17 protein-coding genes and 1 other annotated feature are annotated in these 17,050 nt (G+C 43.6%); of the genes, 1 reads left to right on the forward strand and 16 read right to left on the reverse strand.

Annotated elements, in window-relative coordinates:
- Positions 1-18 precede the first annotated feature (18 nt).
- The 7 genes from rseP to rpsB form a co-directional block, all read right to left on the reverse strand.
- Complete coding sequence (gene rseP, locus ACTW1R_RS10990) at positions 19-1,287, reverse strand: RIP metalloprotease RseP (protein WP_005229437.1); 1,269 nt, start codon at positions 1,285-1,287, stop codon at positions 19-21.
- 149 nt (positions 1,288-1,436) lie between these two features.
- A complete protein-coding gene (locus ACTW1R_RS10995) occupies positions 1,437-2,243 on the reverse strand; it encodes a phosphatidate cytidylyltransferase (RefSeq protein WP_005229436.1) in 807 nt (268 codons plus the stop codon).
- Complete coding sequence (gene uppS / locus ACTW1R_RS11000) at positions 2,240-3,040, reverse strand: undecaprenyl pyrophosphate synthase (protein ID WP_010749317.1); 801 nt, start codon at positions 3,038-3,040, stop codon at positions 2,240-2,242. The genes ACTW1R_RS10995 and uppS overlap by 4 nt, the downstream gene beginning before the upstream one ends.
- 191 nt (positions 3,041-3,231) lie before the next feature.
- Positions 3,232-3,789, reverse strand: a complete 558-nt coding sequence (gene frr / locus ACTW1R_RS11005) for a ribosome recycling factor (RefSeq protein WP_005229434.1) — start codon at positions 3,787-3,789, stop codon at positions 3,232-3,234.
- Position 3,790: 1 nt separating this feature from the next.
- Positions 3,791-4,513, reverse strand: a complete 723-nt coding sequence (pyrH, locus tag ACTW1R_RS11010) for a UMP kinase (protein WP_005229433.1) — start codon at positions 4,511-4,513, stop codon at positions 3,791-3,793.
- 147 nt (positions 4,514-4,660) lie between these two features.
- Entirely contained in the window at positions 4,661-5,542 is an 882-nt protein-coding gene (gene tsf / locus ACTW1R_RS11015; RefSeq protein WP_005229432.1) for a translation elongation factor Ts, read from the reverse strand.
- Between the two features lie 110 nt (positions 5,543-5,652).
- Positions 5,653-6,441, reverse strand: coding sequence for a 30S ribosomal protein S2 (gene rpsB, locus ACTW1R_RS11020; protein WP_005229426.1), 789 nt, complete (start codon positions 6,439-6,441; stop codon positions 5,653-5,655).
- Positions 6,442-6,743: 302 nt separating this feature from the next.
- Between rpsB and ACTW1R_RS11025 the strand changes: the two genes are divergently transcribed.
- Positions 6,744-7,214: an arginine repressor gene (locus ACTW1R_RS11025; RefSeq protein ID WP_005229424.1), complete on the forward strand. Its 471-nt coding sequence runs from the start codon at positions 6,744-6,746 to the stop codon at positions 7,212-7,214.
- 82 nt (positions 7,215-7,296) lie between these two features.
- Here the strand turns inward: ACTW1R_RS11025 and argS are convergent, their stop codons facing one another.
- From argS to galE, 9 genes are all read right to left on the reverse strand, one after another.
- Positions 7,297-8,988, reverse strand: coding sequence for an arginine--tRNA ligase (gene argS, locus ACTW1R_RS11030; protein WP_005229423.1), 1,692 nt, complete (start codon positions 8,986-8,988; stop codon positions 7,297-7,299).
- 128 nt (positions 8,989-9,116) lie between these two features.
- Positions 9,117-9,310: a binding site (T-box leader), on the reverse strand.
- Between the two features lie 78 nt (positions 9,311-9,388).
- Positions 9,389-10,402 (reverse strand): ornithine carbamoyltransferase, encoded by a 1,014-nt coding sequence (argF, locus tag ACTW1R_RS11035; protein ID WP_005229421.1) that lies wholly within the window; start codon positions 10,400-10,402, stop codon positions 9,389-9,391.
- 136 nt (positions 10,403-10,538) lie between these two features.
- The gene (tsaD, locus tag ACTW1R_RS11040) at positions 10,539-11,558 is read right to left on the reverse strand and encodes a tRNA (adenosine(37)-N6)-threonylcarbamoyltransferase complex transferase subunit TsaD (RefSeq protein ID WP_015510054.1); all 1,020 of its coding nucleotides are present in this window, start codon (positions 11,556-11,558) and stop codon (positions 10,539-10,541) included.
- Positions 11,551-12,024 carry a ribosomal protein S18-alanine N-acetyltransferase gene (gene rimI / locus ACTW1R_RS11045; RefSeq protein ID WP_005229417.1) on the reverse strand — a complete coding sequence of 158 codons (474 nt, stop codon included), beginning with the start codon at positions 12,022-12,024 and terminating at the stop codon, positions 11,551-11,553. Before rimI (ACTW1R_RS11045) ends, tsaD begins: the two co-directional genes overlap by 8 nt.
- Positions 12,017-12,559: a ribosomal protein S18-alanine N-acetyltransferase gene (gene rimI, locus ACTW1R_RS11050; protein WP_005237007.1), complete on the reverse strand. Its 543-nt coding sequence runs from the start codon at positions 12,557-12,559 to the stop codon at positions 12,017-12,019. Before rimI (ACTW1R_RS11050) ends, rimI (ACTW1R_RS11045) begins: the two co-directional genes overlap by 8 nt.
- Positions 12,543-13,268 carry a tRNA (adenosine(37)-N6)-threonylcarbamoyltransferase complex dimerization subunit type 1 TsaB gene (gene tsaB / locus ACTW1R_RS11055; protein WP_271813287.1) on the reverse strand — a complete coding sequence of 242 codons (726 nt, stop codon included), beginning with the start codon at positions 13,266-13,268 and terminating at the stop codon, positions 12,543-12,545. The genes rimI (ACTW1R_RS11050) and tsaB overlap by 17 nt, the downstream gene beginning before the upstream one ends.
- A 263-nt stretch (positions 13,269-13,531) precedes the next feature.
- Positions 13,532-14,512, reverse strand: a complete 981-nt coding sequence (locus tag ACTW1R_RS11060; protein ID WP_005229404.1) for a LacI family DNA-binding transcriptional regulator — start codon at positions 14,510-14,512, stop codon at positions 13,532-13,534.
- 32 nt (positions 14,513-14,544) lie between these two features.
- A complete protein-coding gene (gene galT, locus ACTW1R_RS11065) occupies positions 14,545-16,029 on the reverse strand; it encodes a UDP-glucose--hexose-1-phosphate uridylyltransferase (RefSeq protein WP_271813289.1) in 1,485 nt (494 codons plus the stop codon).
- Positions 16,030-16,032: 3 nt separating this feature from the next.
- Complete coding sequence (gene galE / locus ACTW1R_RS11070; protein ID WP_005229400.1) at positions 16,033-17,031, reverse strand: UDP-glucose 4-epimerase GalE; 999 nt, start codon at positions 17,029-17,031, stop codon at positions 16,033-16,035.
- Positions 17,032-17,050: the final 19 nt, after the last annotated feature.

A 17,050-nucleotide genomic window follows, 5' to 3' on the forward strand; every position in this document is an offset into this window, starting at 1 on the left:
TGCTTGTGCGTCTTATTTTTAAAAGAAGAAACGTTGGATATCATTCCAGGTAACGAGAACCATCAGCAGCATCAAAAACCCAAACCCAATCAGAGTAATGATGCCTTCTTTTTCTTGGCTGATTGGCTTGCCTCGCAAACCTTCTAAAATATTTAAAACCAGCTTACCGCCATCCAATCCAGGAATCGGTAATAGATTAAAGATCCCCAAGTTGATAGAAATCATCGCCATCATCGCGATCACCGTTGTTACCCCTTGCGATGCAGCTTGAGAAGACAGTTGGAAAATCGCTACCGGTCCACCCAATTTATTGATATCTGGTTGGGCAATCAAGTTGCCGACTGCTCTAAAAATCACCAGTGAATTGTCAATGGTCGTTTGCAAGCCGCCCAGTAAGATATCTCCGATCCCAGTTTTTAAGGAAGCGGTGATCCCTAAGAAACCAATCGTGGTCTCCCCTGATTCTTGACTCGCAGGAGTTGCCGTCAAATCAAGTGTTTCTGATCCTCGTTTGACTGCTAGAGCAATCTGAGTATCTGGGTACTTTTGGATCTCAGTCGTTAATTCTGACCAGTTAGAAACATCGACACCTTCGACAGCTAAGATTTCATCGCCATTTTGCAGCCCTGCTTCAGCTGCCGGTGTTCCTGCTTCGATTCCTGTCACGATGGTTGCATCTTGATTCGCAACACCACCTTGTGCAAACACCAACCCAGTGAATAAGACCAAGGATAAAATAAAGTTGTTCATCGGTCCAGCAAAATTCGTCAGCATTCGCTGCCAAAGCTTTGCGGACTGGAATTGAACGTCTTTAGGCGCGATCCGAACTTCAACGCCATCTTCATGGATGATCGTTGCATCATGATCCACAGCGTACGTAATCGCTTCTTGTTCATTGCCATTGATGAACCCTGTGATCGTCAACTTCTCCTCCAAGTCAAAGTCGGTCACTTCCATAGGGATCGCTTGCGGCAATTGGATCTTTTTGCTCGTATTGATTTTGATAACTTTGCCAGTTGCATCTTGAACCAAGGAGACTGGCATACCTGGTGTTAATTCTGTTTCATCTTCACCCCAGCCCGCCATTTGGACATACCCGCCTAATGGCAGCATCCGAATCGTGTAGGTCGTCCCATCTTTCGCTTGATGCGCGAACAATTTAGGCCCCATACCGATGGCAAACTCTCTTACTAAAATACCTGCCCGTTTTGCAAAGAAGTAGTGTCCAAACTCGTGAATCACTACCACTACGGAAAAGATAATGATAAATACAAGTATCGTTTTCATGCTCGTTCCTCTCTTTCACAGCATCCCTCTCATTCAGGGCAGCCTTTCCTTATTTTATCACACCGATTCCCGTTGAGAAACTCACATTCCCGTTGTAACAAGAATTTAAAAAAAGAAGCGCAAGCCAAGCCTGCACTTCTAAATAATTTCTAAAAAACACCGAATAAATACATGATTGGAAACACAAACAGCATGCTATCGAAGCGATCCAAGATCCCGCCATGTCCTGGCAAAAGATTGCCTGAATCCTTCACGCCATAATGACGTTTGATTGCCGATTCCACTAAATCCCCGAATTGACCAGCGATCGAAAAGAGGACCGTCAATAAGATCATGAGGGCACTACCATGTCCAAAATAATCTTTCCCTGGAAATGCTAGCAGATACAAACCGGCTACGACCACCGCAGCAGCAATCCCGCCTAGGGCCCCTTCGATCGTTTTATTAGGGGAAATCTCTGGCCATAATTTTCGTTGACCGTAACGCCGTCCCACCATGTAAGCCCCAATATCTGTTGCCCACACGATAAACAGACCGAAAACTAAAACGACTAAGCCATCTGTTGCTGAACGTGCCGTCAAGAAACGTTCAAACCCGACACCCGTATATAAGCTGACGATCACTGGAAAACCAGCTTCATCGATAGTATACGTATTTTTAGAAATAACCGCGATCCCTAGTAATAGAAGGACGATTACATAATACAAGGCACTTTTATCTGTGCCCTCTGGCAAAAAGAAAAACCAGCGTTCTTGAGGTAAAACTAAAATCACCGCACCGATGATTGAAAGAATTCCTTCAAAACTGAAAACAGCTAGTCCTTTCATCCGAAATAATTCATAAACACCAATCCCTGCCATCGCTGCTGCCAGCAATTCGACGGCAATGCCGCCAACGTAAATAATTGGCAGGAAAAAGGCTAATGCGACGACCGCAGTGATTACACGTTGTCTCACTCTTCTTCCTCCTTCGTTTTCAAACCGCCAAAACGCCGGTTTCGTTGTTGAAAGCTCCCGATCGCATCTTCTAGTAAAGCAGCATCGAAATCAGGCCAGAGCGCTTTCGTAAAGAATAATTCGCTGTAAGCAATCTGCCATAACAAGAAGTTGCTGATACGTTCTTCGCCACTCGTGCGAATCACCAATTCAGGATCACGTAACGCGTTTGGCAAAAAACCAGTCATCAAATGTGTCGCCAGCATGTCTTCCGTGAGCTTGGGCAGGGCTTCCTCCGAAGCTGCAAGCTCTTCATAAAGGGCTTGGACCGCAGTCAAAATTTCTGCGCGGCTGCCGTAATTTAAAGCAAAATTCAAGATCATCCCAGTATTATCTTTGGTTTGGTCAATCGCTCGCTTGACCGCTTCTTGTGTATGCGCGGGTAAAGATTCCGTGAACCCCATCACTTTGACTTGAACATTTTCTTTGATCAGCTCAGGAACAAACGTGTCGAAAAAGTCGACGGGCAGTTGCATCAAAAAGTCCACTTCTTCGTTTGGCCGTTTCCAATTCTCTGTTGAGAACGCATAAAGAGTCAATACTTTCACACCAAGGTGTGAAGCATGTTTCGTGATCTTTTTTACCGTCTCCATGCCTTCTTTGTGACCAGCTACTCTTGGCAAGCGTCGGTTTTGCGCCCATCTGCCATTGCCATCCATAATGATCGCGATGTGTTGGGGAATCGGCAGTGATGGATCAAATTCATGTTCAGCCGCTTCTTTGATATATTTGTCTTTTTGTGGAAAAAAACGCAGCATCGTATTCGCTCCTCTTCCAATTCTTGAAATTCATCTTTTACATTATAACAATAATCAGATTTCTTGCCTATGAAAACCAAGAAAAGATTTCCATATTAAGAAAAAACAAAAAAACAGTCGTGATATTCAAGTACATACGGCACTTTCGACCATAAAAAAAGAGCCGCTGAAGCGACTCTTCGTCATTCCTTTTAAACCTCAAGTAGCTCTTGTTCTTTTTCAGCTGCGATCGCATCGATTTCTTTGATGCTGTTATCTGTAGCAGTTTGCACTTCTTTTTCAGATTCACGCAAATCATCTTCTGTGATATCGCCAGCTTTTTCTTGTTTCTTGTAAGCTTCCATCGCATCACGGCGAATGTTACGAACCGCGATTTTCGCATTTTCAGCTTCTTTTTTCACATCTTTGGCTAATTCTTTACGACGTTCTTCCGTTAATTGAGGAATCACCAAACGAATGACTGTTCCGTCATTGGCAGGCGTGATACCAATATCACTTTGCATGATAGCTTTTTCTACTTCTTGGATCATTGTTTTGTCAAAAGGTGTGATCATCAAAATTCTTGCTTCTGGAATCGTAATTGAAGCCATTTGGTTCAAGGGTGTTGGTACACCATAGTAAGTAACCATTACGCGGTCTAAGATGCTCGCATTCGCGCGGCCAGCACGGATTTGTCCTAATTCCCGCTGCAAGTTTTCTGCTGCTTTTTTCATTTTGTCTTTTGCTTCTGTTAAAATTTTGTCAGCCATGTTATTTCCCCCTTACTGTCGTTCCAATATGTTCACCTAAAATGGCGCGGCGAATGTTTCCATGCTCATTCAAGTTGAATACGACTAATGGAATATCGTTGTCCATACTTAATGAACTTGCGGTTGAATCCATTACTTGCAATCCTTTAGAAATGACTTCTAAATGGGTCAATTCTTCAAATTTCACAGCACTTTGGTCCGTTTTAGGATCTGCTGAGTAGACGCCATCAACATTGTTTTTCGCCATCAAAATGACATCAGCGTTGATTTCAGCTGCCCGTAAGGCTGCGGTCGTATCAGTTGAGAAATAAGGGTTTCCGGTTCCGCCTGCAAAAATGACGACCCGCCCTTTTTCTAAGTGACGTTCTGCTCTGCGACGAATATAAGGCTCTGCGATTTGACGCATTTCGATCGAAGTTTGGACACGCGTTGGTACACCAGCATTTTCTAGCGTGTCTTGTAATGCTAAAGCATTCATCACAGTCGCTAACATGCCCATGTAATCAGCTTGTGCTCTTTCCATCCCCATTTGCGCGCCGATTTGTCCACGCCAAATGTTTCCGCCGCCGACCACGATCGCCATCTGTACGCCTAATTCGTGGACTTCCTTGATCTCTTTAACGATCTCTTGGATCGTCGGTGGTTTGATCCCAAAGCCTTCGTCACCCGCTAATGCTTCACCACTTAATTTTAATACAACACGTTGATATTTTGGTTTGCCCATCATGATTCCTCCGTACATTCTCCAATACTATTGTAGCATATTGGTGCTCTTTCGTTGAAAATTATCTACACTATTTCTTCAAAAACCGTTTTTGCTTAAAAAAAGGGAGCGCACTTCCATGCGTTCCCATCTGTTCGAGGAACAGAATTATTTTTTCACTTGGCTCATTACTTCTTCAACGAAGTTGTCTTCGCGTTTTTCGATACCTTCGCCGACTTCAAAGCGGACAAAAGATTTCACAGTTGCGCCTTTTGATGCAACGTATTTTTCAACTGTCATATCTGGGTCTTTAACGAATGGTTGGTCAACCAAAGCGATTTCTGCTTTAAATTTCTTCAAGCGTCCTTCAACCATTTTTTCAACGATGTTCGCTGGTTTGCCTTCGTTCAATGCTTGTTCTGTCAAGACTTGTTTTTCATGATCCAATTCTTCTTGAGAGATTTGTGCTTCGTTCACGTAGCGAGGGTTGATCGCTGCAACGTGCATTGCAACATCTTTCGCAACTGATTCGTCAGTTGTTCCTTCAAGAACAGTCAATACAGCAATACGTCCGCCCATGTGTAGGTAACCGCCGAAAGCAGCATTGTCATCTTTTTCAACAACTTCAAAACGACGGAAGCTGATTTTTTCTCCGATTACTTGTGTTGCTTCGATCAACGCAGCATCCATTGTGCCTTTAGAAGTTTCTAATTTTAAAGCAGCATCCATATCAGCTGGTTTGTTTGCTGCGATTACTTCAGCGATTTCTTTTACTAAGTCTTGGAACATTTCATTTTTAGAAACGAAGTCAGTTTCTGAGTTCACTTCAACGATTGCTGCTGTGTTGCCGTTGATCGCTACAGATGCTAAACCTTCAGCAGCAATACGGTCGTTTTTCTTCGCAGCTTTTGCCATACCTTTTTCACGTAATAAGTCTACGGCTTTTTCGATGTCGCCTTCTACTTCAACTAATGCACGTTTTGCGTCCATCATTCCTACACCAGTCATATCGCGTAATTCTTTTACTAATTTAGCTGTTACTTCTGCCATTTTTTGTTTCCTCCTAAATGTTTTTAAACAAGATTGCTTGTCTTTAAAAAAAGCTGTTTCAAAGGAGAGTGAGGCTTGGCGCCTAGCCTTTGAAACAGCTCCATCATTTATTATTCAGCTGATGCGTTGTCGCCTTCGACAACATCAACGATTTCTTCGATTGAAGTTGCGTTTTCTGTTGATTCAGCAGCAAAATCTTCTTCTGCTACTTGGTCTTCGCCTTGGTTACCTTCGATGAAAGCATCTGCCATTTTCGCAGTGATCAATTTAACGGCACGAATAGCGTCATCATTTGATGGGATAACAACATCGATTTCGTCTGGATCACAGTTTGTATCGACCATAGCTACGATCGGGATATTTAATTTGCGTGCTTCTTGGATCGCGATACGTTCTTTACGTGGGTCAACAACGTACATTACATCTGGAATTCTTGGCATATCAGCGATACCGCCTAAGAATTTTTCAAGACGTTCGCGCTCTTTGTTCAAGCCAACGACTTCTTTTTTAGGAAGAACAGCAAATGTGCCATCTTCTTCCATTTTGTTGATTTGTTTCAAACGAGCAACACGTTTTTGGATTGTTTCCCAGTTTGTCAAAGTTCCACCTAACCAACGATGGTTAACATAGTATTGACCTGAACGGATTGCTTCTTCTTTGATTGCTTCTTGTGCTTGTTTTTTAGTACCTACGAACAATGCAACGCCGCCTTCTTCAGCAACATTTTTCATGTAGTCGTAAGCTGCGTCTACTAATTTCACTGTTTTTTGCAAATCAATGATGTAGATGCCGTTTCTTTCTGTGAAGATATATTTCTTCATTTTTGGGTTCCAGCGACGAGTTTGGTGACCAAAGTGTACGCCGGCTTCTAGTAATTGTTTCATTGAGATTACTGCCATGTTGTGTTTCCTCCAATTTGGTTTTTTTGTTTTCCTCTCTTGCTCTTTTACTCCTTGAAGAACTGAATCGATCAGCACCGCTTCGCAGATGGAACAAGATGTGGGATTGACGTGAAAAACTCACGCCTTAAACAGTATACAGTAGCTAAAAAAGAAATGCAACTGATTCAAATGAAAAACTACGATTCGTGGTCCAGATTTTTTTTAACGTTCTAATTCTTTTCTTATTATATCTAGGTTTTTTCGGCTTTATCTGCTATGATAAGGCTGACTTAATCAATCATGCTTAAAGGAGTTTACCTATGCGAAAAGCTGATCGCCATTTACTTATTAGACAAATCATTACTGAACATACTGTACGCACGCAAGAAGAATTATTGCAGCAATTGGAAGCCCAAGGCGTCTCCGCCACGCAAGCGACCATCTCTCGCGATATTCGTGATTTGAAAATCGTGAAAGTGCCCGATGAAACAGGTCAGACAAAGTTTGTCATTTTTCAAGGAATGCAATCGTCAGAAGATGAAAAAGAAGAAGAGCAGCGGTTGATACAGATGATCGAAGACGTTGTCACTAAAGTAGATCGTGTGCAATTTATGACGTTGATCCATACCGTTGCGGACAATGCGCCTTTGCTTTCGGCAGCGATCGATGAAGTGACTATGCCAGAAAAAGTTTGCTCGTTGGCGGGCTTTGATACAGTAGCGGTGATTTCCCGCAGCGACGAAGATGCCGAAACTTTTTATCAATTTATCAGAAACCACGCGGTCTTATAAGACACCGAACAAATGTGACCTATCTGTATTTTTACTACAAAAAAGCTGTGTCCTTGTCGAAACAAGGATACAGCTTTTTTTGTTACATTTTGTCGGGTGCATGTAAACCAAGCAACCGTAAATCTTCTTTTAATAAGGTCGTTACTGCATAAACTAGAGCCAGACGTGCGTCTTTTTCCGCATCTTCAGCCAAGATTTTCACATTGGCGTAATACTTATTAAAGGCCTGTGCCAATTTGATGGCATGTTTAGCAATGACGGATGGTTCATATTTTTCTGCTGCTTGCAGCACGGTTTCTGGGTAGCGCTGAATCAATTTGATGACTTCCCAGCTCTCAGTATCTGCCAATGACAAACTGCTGACAGCAGCAGGATCAAAGTCGGCTTTTTCAAGAATGCTCATGGCACGGGCATGAGAATATTGCACATAGGGTCCGGTCTCTCCTTCAAAACGGACAACTTCTTCTAGCGTAAAGTCGAAATTATTCAAACGGTCATTTTTCAAGTCGTGGAAAACGACTGCCCCGACACCGACTTGTTTTGCAACTTCTTCTTTGTTTTCAAGGGTTGGGTTCTTTTCAGTGATTTGTTCTTTCGCTGAATCGATCGCTTCATTCAATACTTCTTCTAAAAGAACGATCTTCCCTTTTCTCGTAGATAATTTTTTCCCATCTTTGGTGATCAATCCAAATGGTACGTGGGTCATATCATCTGCCCACTCAAAGCCCATTTCCTTCAAAACAGCTTTTAATTGCTTGAAGTGATAACTTTGCTCATTTCCTACCACGTACAATGATTTGGCAAAATTGTAGGTCCGTTTGCGGTACAGCGCTGCGGCCATGTCCCGGGTGATGTAAAGAGTCGCACCATCGGATTTGCGGATCAAGGCTGGATTTAAGTCATACGCAGCCAAATCAACGATTTCTGCCCCTTGGTCTTCTTTCAGCAAGTGTTTTTCCTCTAATAATTCCACGACTTCTGTCATTTTATCATTATAGAAAGCTTCGCCATTCAATGAATCAAAGGAAACTTCCAACATATCATAGATTTTATTGAATTCTTTTAATGATTCATCACGGAACCATTGCCATAAATCCATTGCTTCTTGGTCACCATCTTCTAGTTTCTTGAACCAAGCTCTCGCATCATCTTCTAATTGTTTATCTGTCTCGGCAGCTTCGTGAAAATCAACATACAAACGCAACAGTTCGTTGATTGGTTCCGCTTTGACCGCTTCTTCTGACCCCCATTTTTTATAGGCCACGATCAATTTCCCAAATTGTGTGCCCCAGTCGCCTAAATGGTTGATGCGAATTGGCTGGTAACCGATTTTTTCTAAAATAAAGCCGATTGAGTTACCGATCACAGTGGAACGCAAATGCCCCATTGAGATGGGTTTGGCAATATTTGGTGAAGACATATCGATGGGTACTGCTTGCTGATTGCCGATGGTTTGATCGCCAAAATGATTTTTTTCTTTGAGAACCATCTCTAAGACGTGGGCAGAGATTGCTTTTTTATCCATAAAGAAGTTTAAATATGGACCGACCACTTCAATTTTTTCAAAAGACGCTTGATCGATTTTTTCGGCTAAGTCTGCGGCAATTTGCTGCGGCGCTTTCCGATAGACTTTTGCTAGCGAGAAGGCTGGGAATGCCACATCCCCATGGTCGGCTGACTTTGGATTTTCCAGTAATTGCTGAACTTGTTCGATCGATAGATCTTCTTTTACTACTTGATGGATGGCTTGTGCGACGATTTCTTTGTTATTCATAGTATCCCTCCTATAATGACTGAGCCCATGTTTTGATGAAAAGTTGTTTGAAGCAAGCAAACAGCTGTATGTTTTTAACGCAAGAAATGATTGATAAAAACAAAAAAAGCCTCTAGCGCATAACATGCACTAGAGACGAGATTTCCCGCGGTACCACTCTGATTGTCCTTTTCGGACCTACTTTTTTCTGATAACGGCAGAATTCCGTTTGCTTGGCAAATTCTCACAAGTGCGTTTCACAATCTGATCAATTCGGCTTCCACCACCCCGAACTCGCTAACTGATACTCGAATCGCTACTTCTCTTGTTTCATCAAATCAAGGTTATTTACTTCCCAGAAAGTATAGCAAAGAAATGTTTGTTTGGCTAGCGAGATTTTGGCATTTTCAAAAAAATTATTTTATACTTTAGGAATAAATAGATCTCCAGCAGTCACTGCCATGATCGCTTTGATTGAGTGCAAACGATTTTCGGCTTGATCGAATTGACGGGCATACTTACTGCGAAAGACCTCATCAGTGACTTCCATCTCAGAAATTCCATACGCCTGCGCTGCTTTTTTGCCATACGTGGTCTGATCATCATGAAATGCTGGCAAACAATGCATAAAAATCACTTGATCGTTTTGTGTTTTTTTCATCAACGATTGGTTGACTTGATACGGCAGCAGCTGTTCGATCCGCTCTTGGAATTTTTCTTCTTCACCCATTGATACCCAAACATCGGTATACACGACATCAGCGCCTAGAACACCTTGATCCACATCATCAGTCACCAAAATCTTTGCGCCCGATTGCTTGGCATAGGCTTGTGCCTGTGCGATGATGGTTGCTTCTGGCTGCAAGGCCTTCGGGGTGACGACATGAATATTGACCCCTAAAATCGCACTGGTCACTAATAAAGAATTAGCGACATTGTTGCGACCATCCCCACAGTATGCGATGGTCAAGCCAGTCAGCTCACCAAAGTTTTCTTGAATGGTTAAAAAGTCAGCAATCATTTGCGTTGGATGCCATTCATCCGTTAAGCCATTCCAAACAGGTACACCTGAATAGTTGGCCAGATCTTCGACAACCTGTTGACTAAAGCCGCGAAACTCGATCCCGTCGAACATGCGGCCGAATACTTTGGCGGTATCTTCAACAGATTCTTTAGACCCCAACTGAATATCATTGGCCCCTAAAAATTCCGGATGTGCCCCCAGATCCACCGCTGCAACCGTAAAGGCTGCTCGCGTCCGTGTCGAATTCTTTTCAAACAAAAGTGCAATGTTTTTGCCATCTAAATAACGATGTGGTTGATTGTTGGCCTTCATCCCTTTCAAGTGCTGGGAAAAATCAATCAAATATTGTAGTTCTTCTTTTGTAAAATCCTTTTCTGCTAAAAAACTGCGTCCTTTAAAAACCGATGTCATTGCATACCCGCCCTTCAATTAACTAATAATTATACACGATAATATCAAATTATGAAATAAAATACAACAAAATCTTCTATTTGCTCATAAAGAAACCAAAAAAAACACCTAAGAACGGATCTTAGGTGCAATCATCTTAAGAAATCGTATGGGCAAAGCTGACACTTGGATCAGCATTCAATGAAAGATCTGCTAAGCGTTGCTTTTTCAACGCAACATGGGCATAAGCTCCAATCATGGCCGCATTATCTCCGCAAAGACGCAACGGTGGAATCAACAATTCCACTTCCGGCAATTCCTGCATCGCTTTTTGTAAAGCGTCACGCAAGCCTTGATTCGCCGCGACTCCCCCAGCAACGATCAGCTGGTTTACAGGATAAGCTTGGCACGCCCGCAACGTTTTGTGAACCAAGACTTCGACAACGCTGGCTTGGAAACTAGCTGCTAGATTTTCTACTGACAAAGCTTCCTCTCTTTGCTGTGCATTATGCACAAAATTGATAAAGGAACTCTTTAAGCCGCTGAAACTAAAATCAAAATTATCTTCTTGTATCATTGCTCGAGGAAAGTGATACGTATCACTGCCTAGATGCGCCAGGCGATCAATTTCTTTCCCACTAGGATAAGGCAAACCTAGAACACGACCGACTTTGTCATAGGCTTCACCAGCGGCATCATCTCTCGTTTCACCGATGATCTCAAAAGAGCCATCTTCTGCCATATACACCAATTCGGTGTGGCCACCACTGACCAATAACGCCATTAAAGGAAAAACCAATGGCTTCACTAGGCGAGCTGCATAAATATGTCCTGCCATGTGATTGACCGGAATCAGCGGTAAGCTGTGGGCCCAGGCAAAGGCTTTTGCTGCAGACAGCCCAATCAACAGTGCCCCAACCAACCCTGGACCATAGGTAACAGCAACAGCTGACAACTCTTCAGGTTGGGTGTCGGCCTGTGTCAATGCTTCTTCAATACATAAAGTAATCTGTTCGACATGGTGACGACTAGCGACTTCTGGTACGACACCGCCGAAGCGCTGGTGGCTCTTGATCTGCGAAGCAACAATGTTACTTAAAATGGTGTCGCCGTTTTTAATCACTGCCACACTGGTTTCATCACAACTGCTTTCAATGGCTAAAATCAATTCATTCATTTGATTTTTGTCCGCCTACTTTCTTTTCCATAATCAACGCATCCTCTTCTGGATGACTGTAATATTTTTTTCTACGACCGATGACTGTATAGCCCATACGTAAATAAAGAGCTTGTGCTTGCAAATTCGACACACGCACTTCAAGATAGATGCGCCGACCATCGGTTTGTTCCACGAGCGATTCCATTTGCTTCAACAATTCTTTCGCCAAACCACGACCTTGATACGCTGGTAAAACCGCTACATTAAACAACTCTGCTTCATCCAGCACTTGCTGAAAACAGAGAAACCCAATCAGCTCTTGATTGGTTTTTCCATAACGGAACAAATAGCGACTGTTGCTGTTTTGCAAATCTTGTTGAAATTGCTGCACATTCCAAGGCGAGCCAAAGGGATAGCTCTGATCTGCCAATGACCAGAGCATTTGCGGTGTCGGGATCGTTTGATCTGCTTGTTCGTTAGTCATTTAAAAATTTCACCATATCCAATGCGTCTTCATTGCCTTCGGTGTAGTACGCCGTTTTGATCGCCTGTGAAACAAACCCGAGGGTCCGATACAAACGTTGCGCATCACGATTGCCCAGGCGAACTTCTAATGTCAAACGGTCGCATTTGTTTTTCCTTGCATAACGTTCGATTTCTCCTAGCAAGAAAGAACCGATCCCTTTCCCTTGATAATCAGGAATGATCGCGATATTGGTGATATGGGCATCAGCGCCTAAAATCCGCACCCCGATAAACCCAATCATCCGCTCATTATGCAAGATGCCCAAATAAAGATGTTTGACCCGTGAATAAAGCTCTGACAAAAAGGCGCTCTTGGTCCAAGGCAGTTCCCCCGCATACACGAGACGCTCCACCTGCAGCAGCTCTTTAATGTCATCTCCGACTAATTCACGAACAACGTACGTTTCCCCTCGTATCTCTTTTTTACGCTCTGGGTATTGAATCTGACGGAAAAGAGCCAGCTTTCCCGTCATCGTTTTAAATTTTTTCAACATAGGCATCCACTCCCGGTTCATGCGAGGCTAACCATTTTTCTTCGGCTTCAACTAATTTTAAATAGTCTGGTACAAAATCATGGATCGAAGCGACCGGCGCTTCTTCTTTCGCAATAGCAGCTAAAACAACGCCATTCGGGTAATTCCATAAAGACACTTGATTGATATGGGCTGTCGGCAGTTCCGCCTCGATCATGTCTTTAAATTTGATGGTATCGGCGCCGACAAATAGGACATCTTGACTGTCGACTGCTTTTAGCTGGGCCAATAATTCAGACAGTGAGATATGCTGGTCTTTGATCCTTGTTTCTAAGGTCCCATTATGCCATTGGTAGGCACCTGCGTAGACATTTTGACGGCGAGCGTCAAACAACGGCACGATCACTTGCGATACGCCCACACAATTGGCAGCGACTGCTTTCAAACTAGAAACACCAATCAGCGGGATGTTCAATGTTTGCGCCAGCGTTTTTGCTGTTGTGACGCCGATTCGCAAACCTGTATACGAACCAGGACCTTTCGCAACAACGATTTGCTCCAGCTCTTTAGGTGCTATCCCCACCGCTTGCATCAATCCATCAATGGCAGGCATCAATGCTGTGCTGTGGTTTTTGATCGCCATCGTCTGGCTTTGTCCCAACACTTCTTGACCATCGGCCACCGCAACCGCCAGCGTTTGGTTTGAGGTATCAATCGCTAATGTTTTCATCTATCTTCTCCCCATTCAAAAAACTCTCTCATATTCTACCATATTCTAATCAAATGCCCAACCAAGTCTCCAAAAAGATGCCTGCGTTTAGAAAAAAAGCAATAGGACAACAATACCCGAACCTTTGAAAAAAGCAAGCACGGCTGCAGCTGCAAACCGACGAGGCTGTTTAAAGGTTCGGGTAAGACGATAGTCATTTTTTTGTTATTCCATTAAAACTCAGTTGACGTGTGTAACGACATCCTTCGGGATTCAACTGGTTGCTAGGAGGATTGACGCGTGATCAGCTCCGTTGCGATCGTAACTTTGCGAGGAACGGGTGCTGCATTCGTAATGATATCCAGCAAGGTCGTCACTGCCAGCTCCCCCAGCCATTCCGTATGAACTTTGATGGTTGACAGCGTCGGAAAGACGTACTTTGCAACACTGACATCGTTGAAGCCGATAATTGCGATCTCCTCAGGAATCTTGATGTTTTTTTCTTGCAAAGCACGCATAGCGCCAATCGCTAAGGCATCACTGGAAGCAAATAAAGCACTTGGCAACTCTTTGTTTTGTTGCAAATACTCTTTCATCGCCTCATAACCGCCCTCTACTGTAAACGGTGCGCTGAGGTGATATTGCGGGTGGTGTAGCTTCAACCGACGGAGCCGTTCCTCAAAAATCCTGCGCCGAGGGTCTTCGATTTCTTGGTGATGATCCTTGGTAAACTCAACGCCTGATAACAAGCCGATCCTTTGGTGGCCTTTTGCAATAAAGTCATCGATCACTAAATCCACCGCTTGTTGAAAGTCAACTACCAGAGAATTGACGCCCTGAGCCAATGCGTCAAAATCGACCATCAACAAATTGGCTTGGCTTTTTTTCAATTGTCGAATCTGGTGATCATCGAATTTTCCTAGTGCAATCGTTCCATCGACTGCGGTATCAGTCAATCCTTCGTAGGGTTCTTTCAGCAAACGAATCCCTAATTCTTCGGTTTTGTTTTCAATCCCGATACGGATCGCTAAATAGTAAAGATCCGCTAATTCTTCCTCGGTATCAAACCATTGGATCAAGCGCATACTACTGGTTTCTGGCTGACTCTTTTTTTTATGTTTTGTGTAATTGAGTGCTTCTGCGGCTTTAAAAATTTTCTCTTTGGTTTCAGAACTGACCGATAATTCTGAATCGTAATTCAGCACCCGTGATACAGTGGCTGGCGAGACGCCAGCCTGTTGTGCAATATCTTTAATCGTTGCCATCTTCCAGCCTCCTTTTTTTGCGGGGAACTTTTTTATAAAGTAGCTATAAAGCGAGCAAAGGCCGCTTGCCCTGTCTGGTCTCGCTTGAAGACGCCTGCATGCGTCAATACTTGTGTAAAGACTTCCCCTAATGCATTACGTAAAATCTGCGACACGTTTTCGGCATTGCATTCTGGGTGCTGGGCTTTGATCGCATCTGCCCAAGGAATATGGTATGCCGCGATCTGATTGGGCTGATCCAATAGATAAGCAGTCACTTCTTCTAGTTCCGGAGCTAAACGCGGCGGGAGAACTGCCAAGCCCATGACTTCAATCAATCCGATATTTTCTTTTTTAATATGCTGCACTTCTTGATGCGGATGAAAAATGCCGTCAGGATGTTCTTTGGAAACATTATTATCCCGCAAGACTAAGTCCATTTCAAACAGCTCTCCTTGCTTGCGTGCGATCGGTGTCACCGTATGATGAGGCGTTCCATCTTCTGAAAAGGCATTGATCGAAACACTTGGATCTGAGTACTGTTGCCATTGGGCTAACACATATTGGCAAGCGGCGGCTAATTTTTGTTTGTTTTTCGCTTGTAGTCGTATCACCGACATTGGCCACTTCACGATCCCCGCAGCGACATCAGGAAAACCAGTTAAAGAAAAGCGTTGCTCGATCGGCGCTTTTGCCATGGCAAACGTGTGCCGTCCTCCTTGATAATGGTCATGAGACAAGATCGAACCCCCAACGATCGGCAGATCGGCATTGGACCCGACAAAATAATGCGGCATCACTTCAATGATCTGCAACAAGCGAGCGAAGGTTTGCAAATTGATTTTCATAGGACGATGGTCTAAAGAGAGAAAAATCGAATGCTCATTGTAGTAGGCATAGGGCGAATATTGAAAGCCCCATGCTTCATTATTCAAATTCATGCGGATGATCCGATGATTGGTCCGCGCTGGATAATTGACTCGTCCTTGGTAGCCTTCATTTTCCAAACACAACATGCATTTCGGATAATCTACAGAAGCAGCAGCTCCTTCTTTCGCTATTTGCTTGGGATCTTTTTCAGGTTTTGATAAATTGATCGTGATCTCGATCTCCCCATATTCGGTATCAACTGGGAACACGATATTCTTTGCGATGGCCCGAGTCTTGATGTAATCATTTTGACGGCACAGCTCAAAGAAATAATCCGTCGCTTCTTTAGGATCATTGGCATAATGCTGCGCAAAAAAAGCATTGACTACTGAAGGCGGTGGCGTCAAAAAGTCCATCAACTGTGCTTCAAAGATTTCTCTTTCTGCGTGAGAATCGCCAATTTGCTGATTGCTCAAAGCGCATGCCACCAGCTCGTCCATCAAATCAATGGAGGAACGATCGACAGAACGAGTTTCGCTGGGCTCAAAAACAGCTTCCCCGATCATGGCTAGTACTCGGTTTTGCAAATAAATACGATCCATTTCCATCCAGCCGCCAGCCTTGATTGCTAAAGTGACGAAATCGCTGATTGTTTGGCTGATCGTCATTGGTTATTCCTCCTGCCCTTGATACCCATTTGGATGGCTGACATGCCAATTCCAAGCAGTCTCGATGATTGCTTCGACGTCGGTATAGACTGGTTTCCAGCCTAAAACCTTTCGTGCTTTTTCACTCGATGCCACTAAGGTACTTGGATCACCGGCACGGCGAGGCGCCACTCTGGCTGGGATCTCTTTTTTCGTTACATTGCGAGCAGCTTCCACCATTTCTTTCACAGAGTACCCATGATTGCTGCCTAGATTGAAGACATTGCTCTCATTGCCTTTTTGTAAATATTCTAATGCCAACAGGTGAGCAGCGATCAGATCTTCGACATGGACATAATCGCGAACACAAGTACCATCTGGAGTATCGTAATCCTCCCCAAAAATCGCTACCTCTTTACGTTGTCCTAAAGCAGCTTGCAAGATGATCGGTACTAAGTGTGTTTCTGGATCATGGTCTTCACCAATCGAAGCATCCGACTTCGCGCCAGCCACATTGAAATAACGCAATGCGACATACTTCATTCCATAAGCTTCATCGCACCAACGCATCATTTTTTCCATGATCAACTTGCTTTCGCCATATGGATTTTTAGGATTTGTTGGGGTTTCTTCCGTGATTGGACTATGGTCAGGTTCCCCATAAGTTGCTGCTGTAGAGGAAAAGACGATATGTTTCACTTGATGTTCCTTCATCACTTCTAAGAGGACCTGCATCCCATACACATTATTGTTGAAATACTTCAATGGTTTTTCCACAGATTCTCCCACCAAAGAGCTGGCAGCAAAGTGAATCACGCCATCAATCGTTTCTTTTTCAAATACCGATTGTAAAAATGCTTTGTCGCGAATATCTCCTTCATAAAAGGTTGCTGCTGGATGGATCGCTTGGCGATGTCCTGTCAGCAAATTGTCAACGACAACGACTTGTTTTCCTTGTTCGATCAATTGATCGACTGCATGAGAACCGATATAGCCGGCTCCTCCTAATACTAAAATCGCCATATTTTCAGCCTTCTTTCTT

The sequence above is a fragment of the Enterococcus sp. R12 genome, from assembly GCF_058135755.1.

What these genes read in the sequence shown, in the direction of transcription:
- rseP (WP_005229437.1), bottom strand. Translation starts at nt 1,287, where the DNA reads ATGAAAACGATACTTGTATTTATCATTATCTTTTCCGTAGTGGTAGTG.
- uppS (WP_010749317.1), bottom strand. Translation starts at nt 3,040, where the DNA reads ATGCTGCGTTTTTTTCCACAAAAAGACAAATATATCAAAGAAGCGGCT.
- frr (WP_005229434.1), bottom strand. Translation starts at nt 3,789, where the DNA reads ATGGCTGACAAAATTTTAACAGAAGCAAAAGACAAAATGAAAAAAGCA.
- pyrH (WP_005229433.1), bottom strand. Translation starts at nt 4,513, where the DNA reads ATGGGCAAACCAAAATATCAACGTGTTGTATTAAAATTAAGTGGTGAA.
- tsf (WP_005229432.1), bottom strand. Translation starts at nt 5,542, where the DNA reads ATGGCAGAAGTAACAGCTAAATTAGTAAAAGAATTACGCGATATGACT.
- rpsB (WP_005229426.1), bottom strand. Translation starts at nt 6,441, where the DNA reads ATGGCAGTAATCTCAATGAAACAATTACTAGAAGCCGGCGTACACTTT.
- ACTW1R_RS11025 (WP_005229424.1), top strand. Translation starts at nt 6,744, where the DNA reads ATGCGAAAAGCTGATCGCCATTTACTTATTAGACAAATCATTACTGAA.
- argS (WP_005229423.1), bottom strand. Translation starts at nt 8,988, where the DNA reads ATGAATAACAAAGAAATCGTCGCACAAGCCATCCATCAAGTAGTAAAA.
- argF (WP_005229421.1), bottom strand. Translation starts at nt 10,402, where the DNA reads ATGACATCGGTTTTTAAAGGACGCAGTTTTTTAGCAGAAAAGGATTTT.
- tsaD (WP_015510054.1), bottom strand. Translation starts at nt 11,558, where the DNA reads ATGAATGAATTGATTTTAGCCATTGAAAGCAGTTGTGATGAAACCAGT.
- rimI (WP_005229417.1), bottom strand. Translation starts at nt 12,024, where the DNA reads ATGACTAACGAACAAGCAGATCAAACGATCCCGACACCGCAAATGCTC.
- rimI (WP_005237007.1), bottom strand. Translation starts at nt 12,559, where the DNA reads ATGTTGAAAAAATTTAAAACGATGACGGGAAAGCTGGCTCTTTTCCGT.
- tsaB (WP_271813287.1), bottom strand. Translation starts at nt 13,268, where the DNA reads ATGAAAACATTAGCGATTGATACCTCAAACCAAACGCTGGCGGTTGCG.
- ACTW1R_RS11060 (WP_005229404.1), bottom strand. Translation starts at nt 14,512, where the DNA reads ATGGCAACGATTAAAGATATTGCACAACAGGCTGGCGTCTCGCCAGCC.
- galT (WP_271813289.1), bottom strand. Translation starts at nt 16,029, where the DNA reads ATGACGATCAGCCAAACAATCAGCGATTTCGTCACTTTAGCAATCAAG.
- galE (WP_005229400.1), bottom strand. Translation starts at nt 17,031, where the DNA reads ATGGCGATTTTAGTATTAGGAGGAGCCGGCTATATCGGTTCTCATGCA.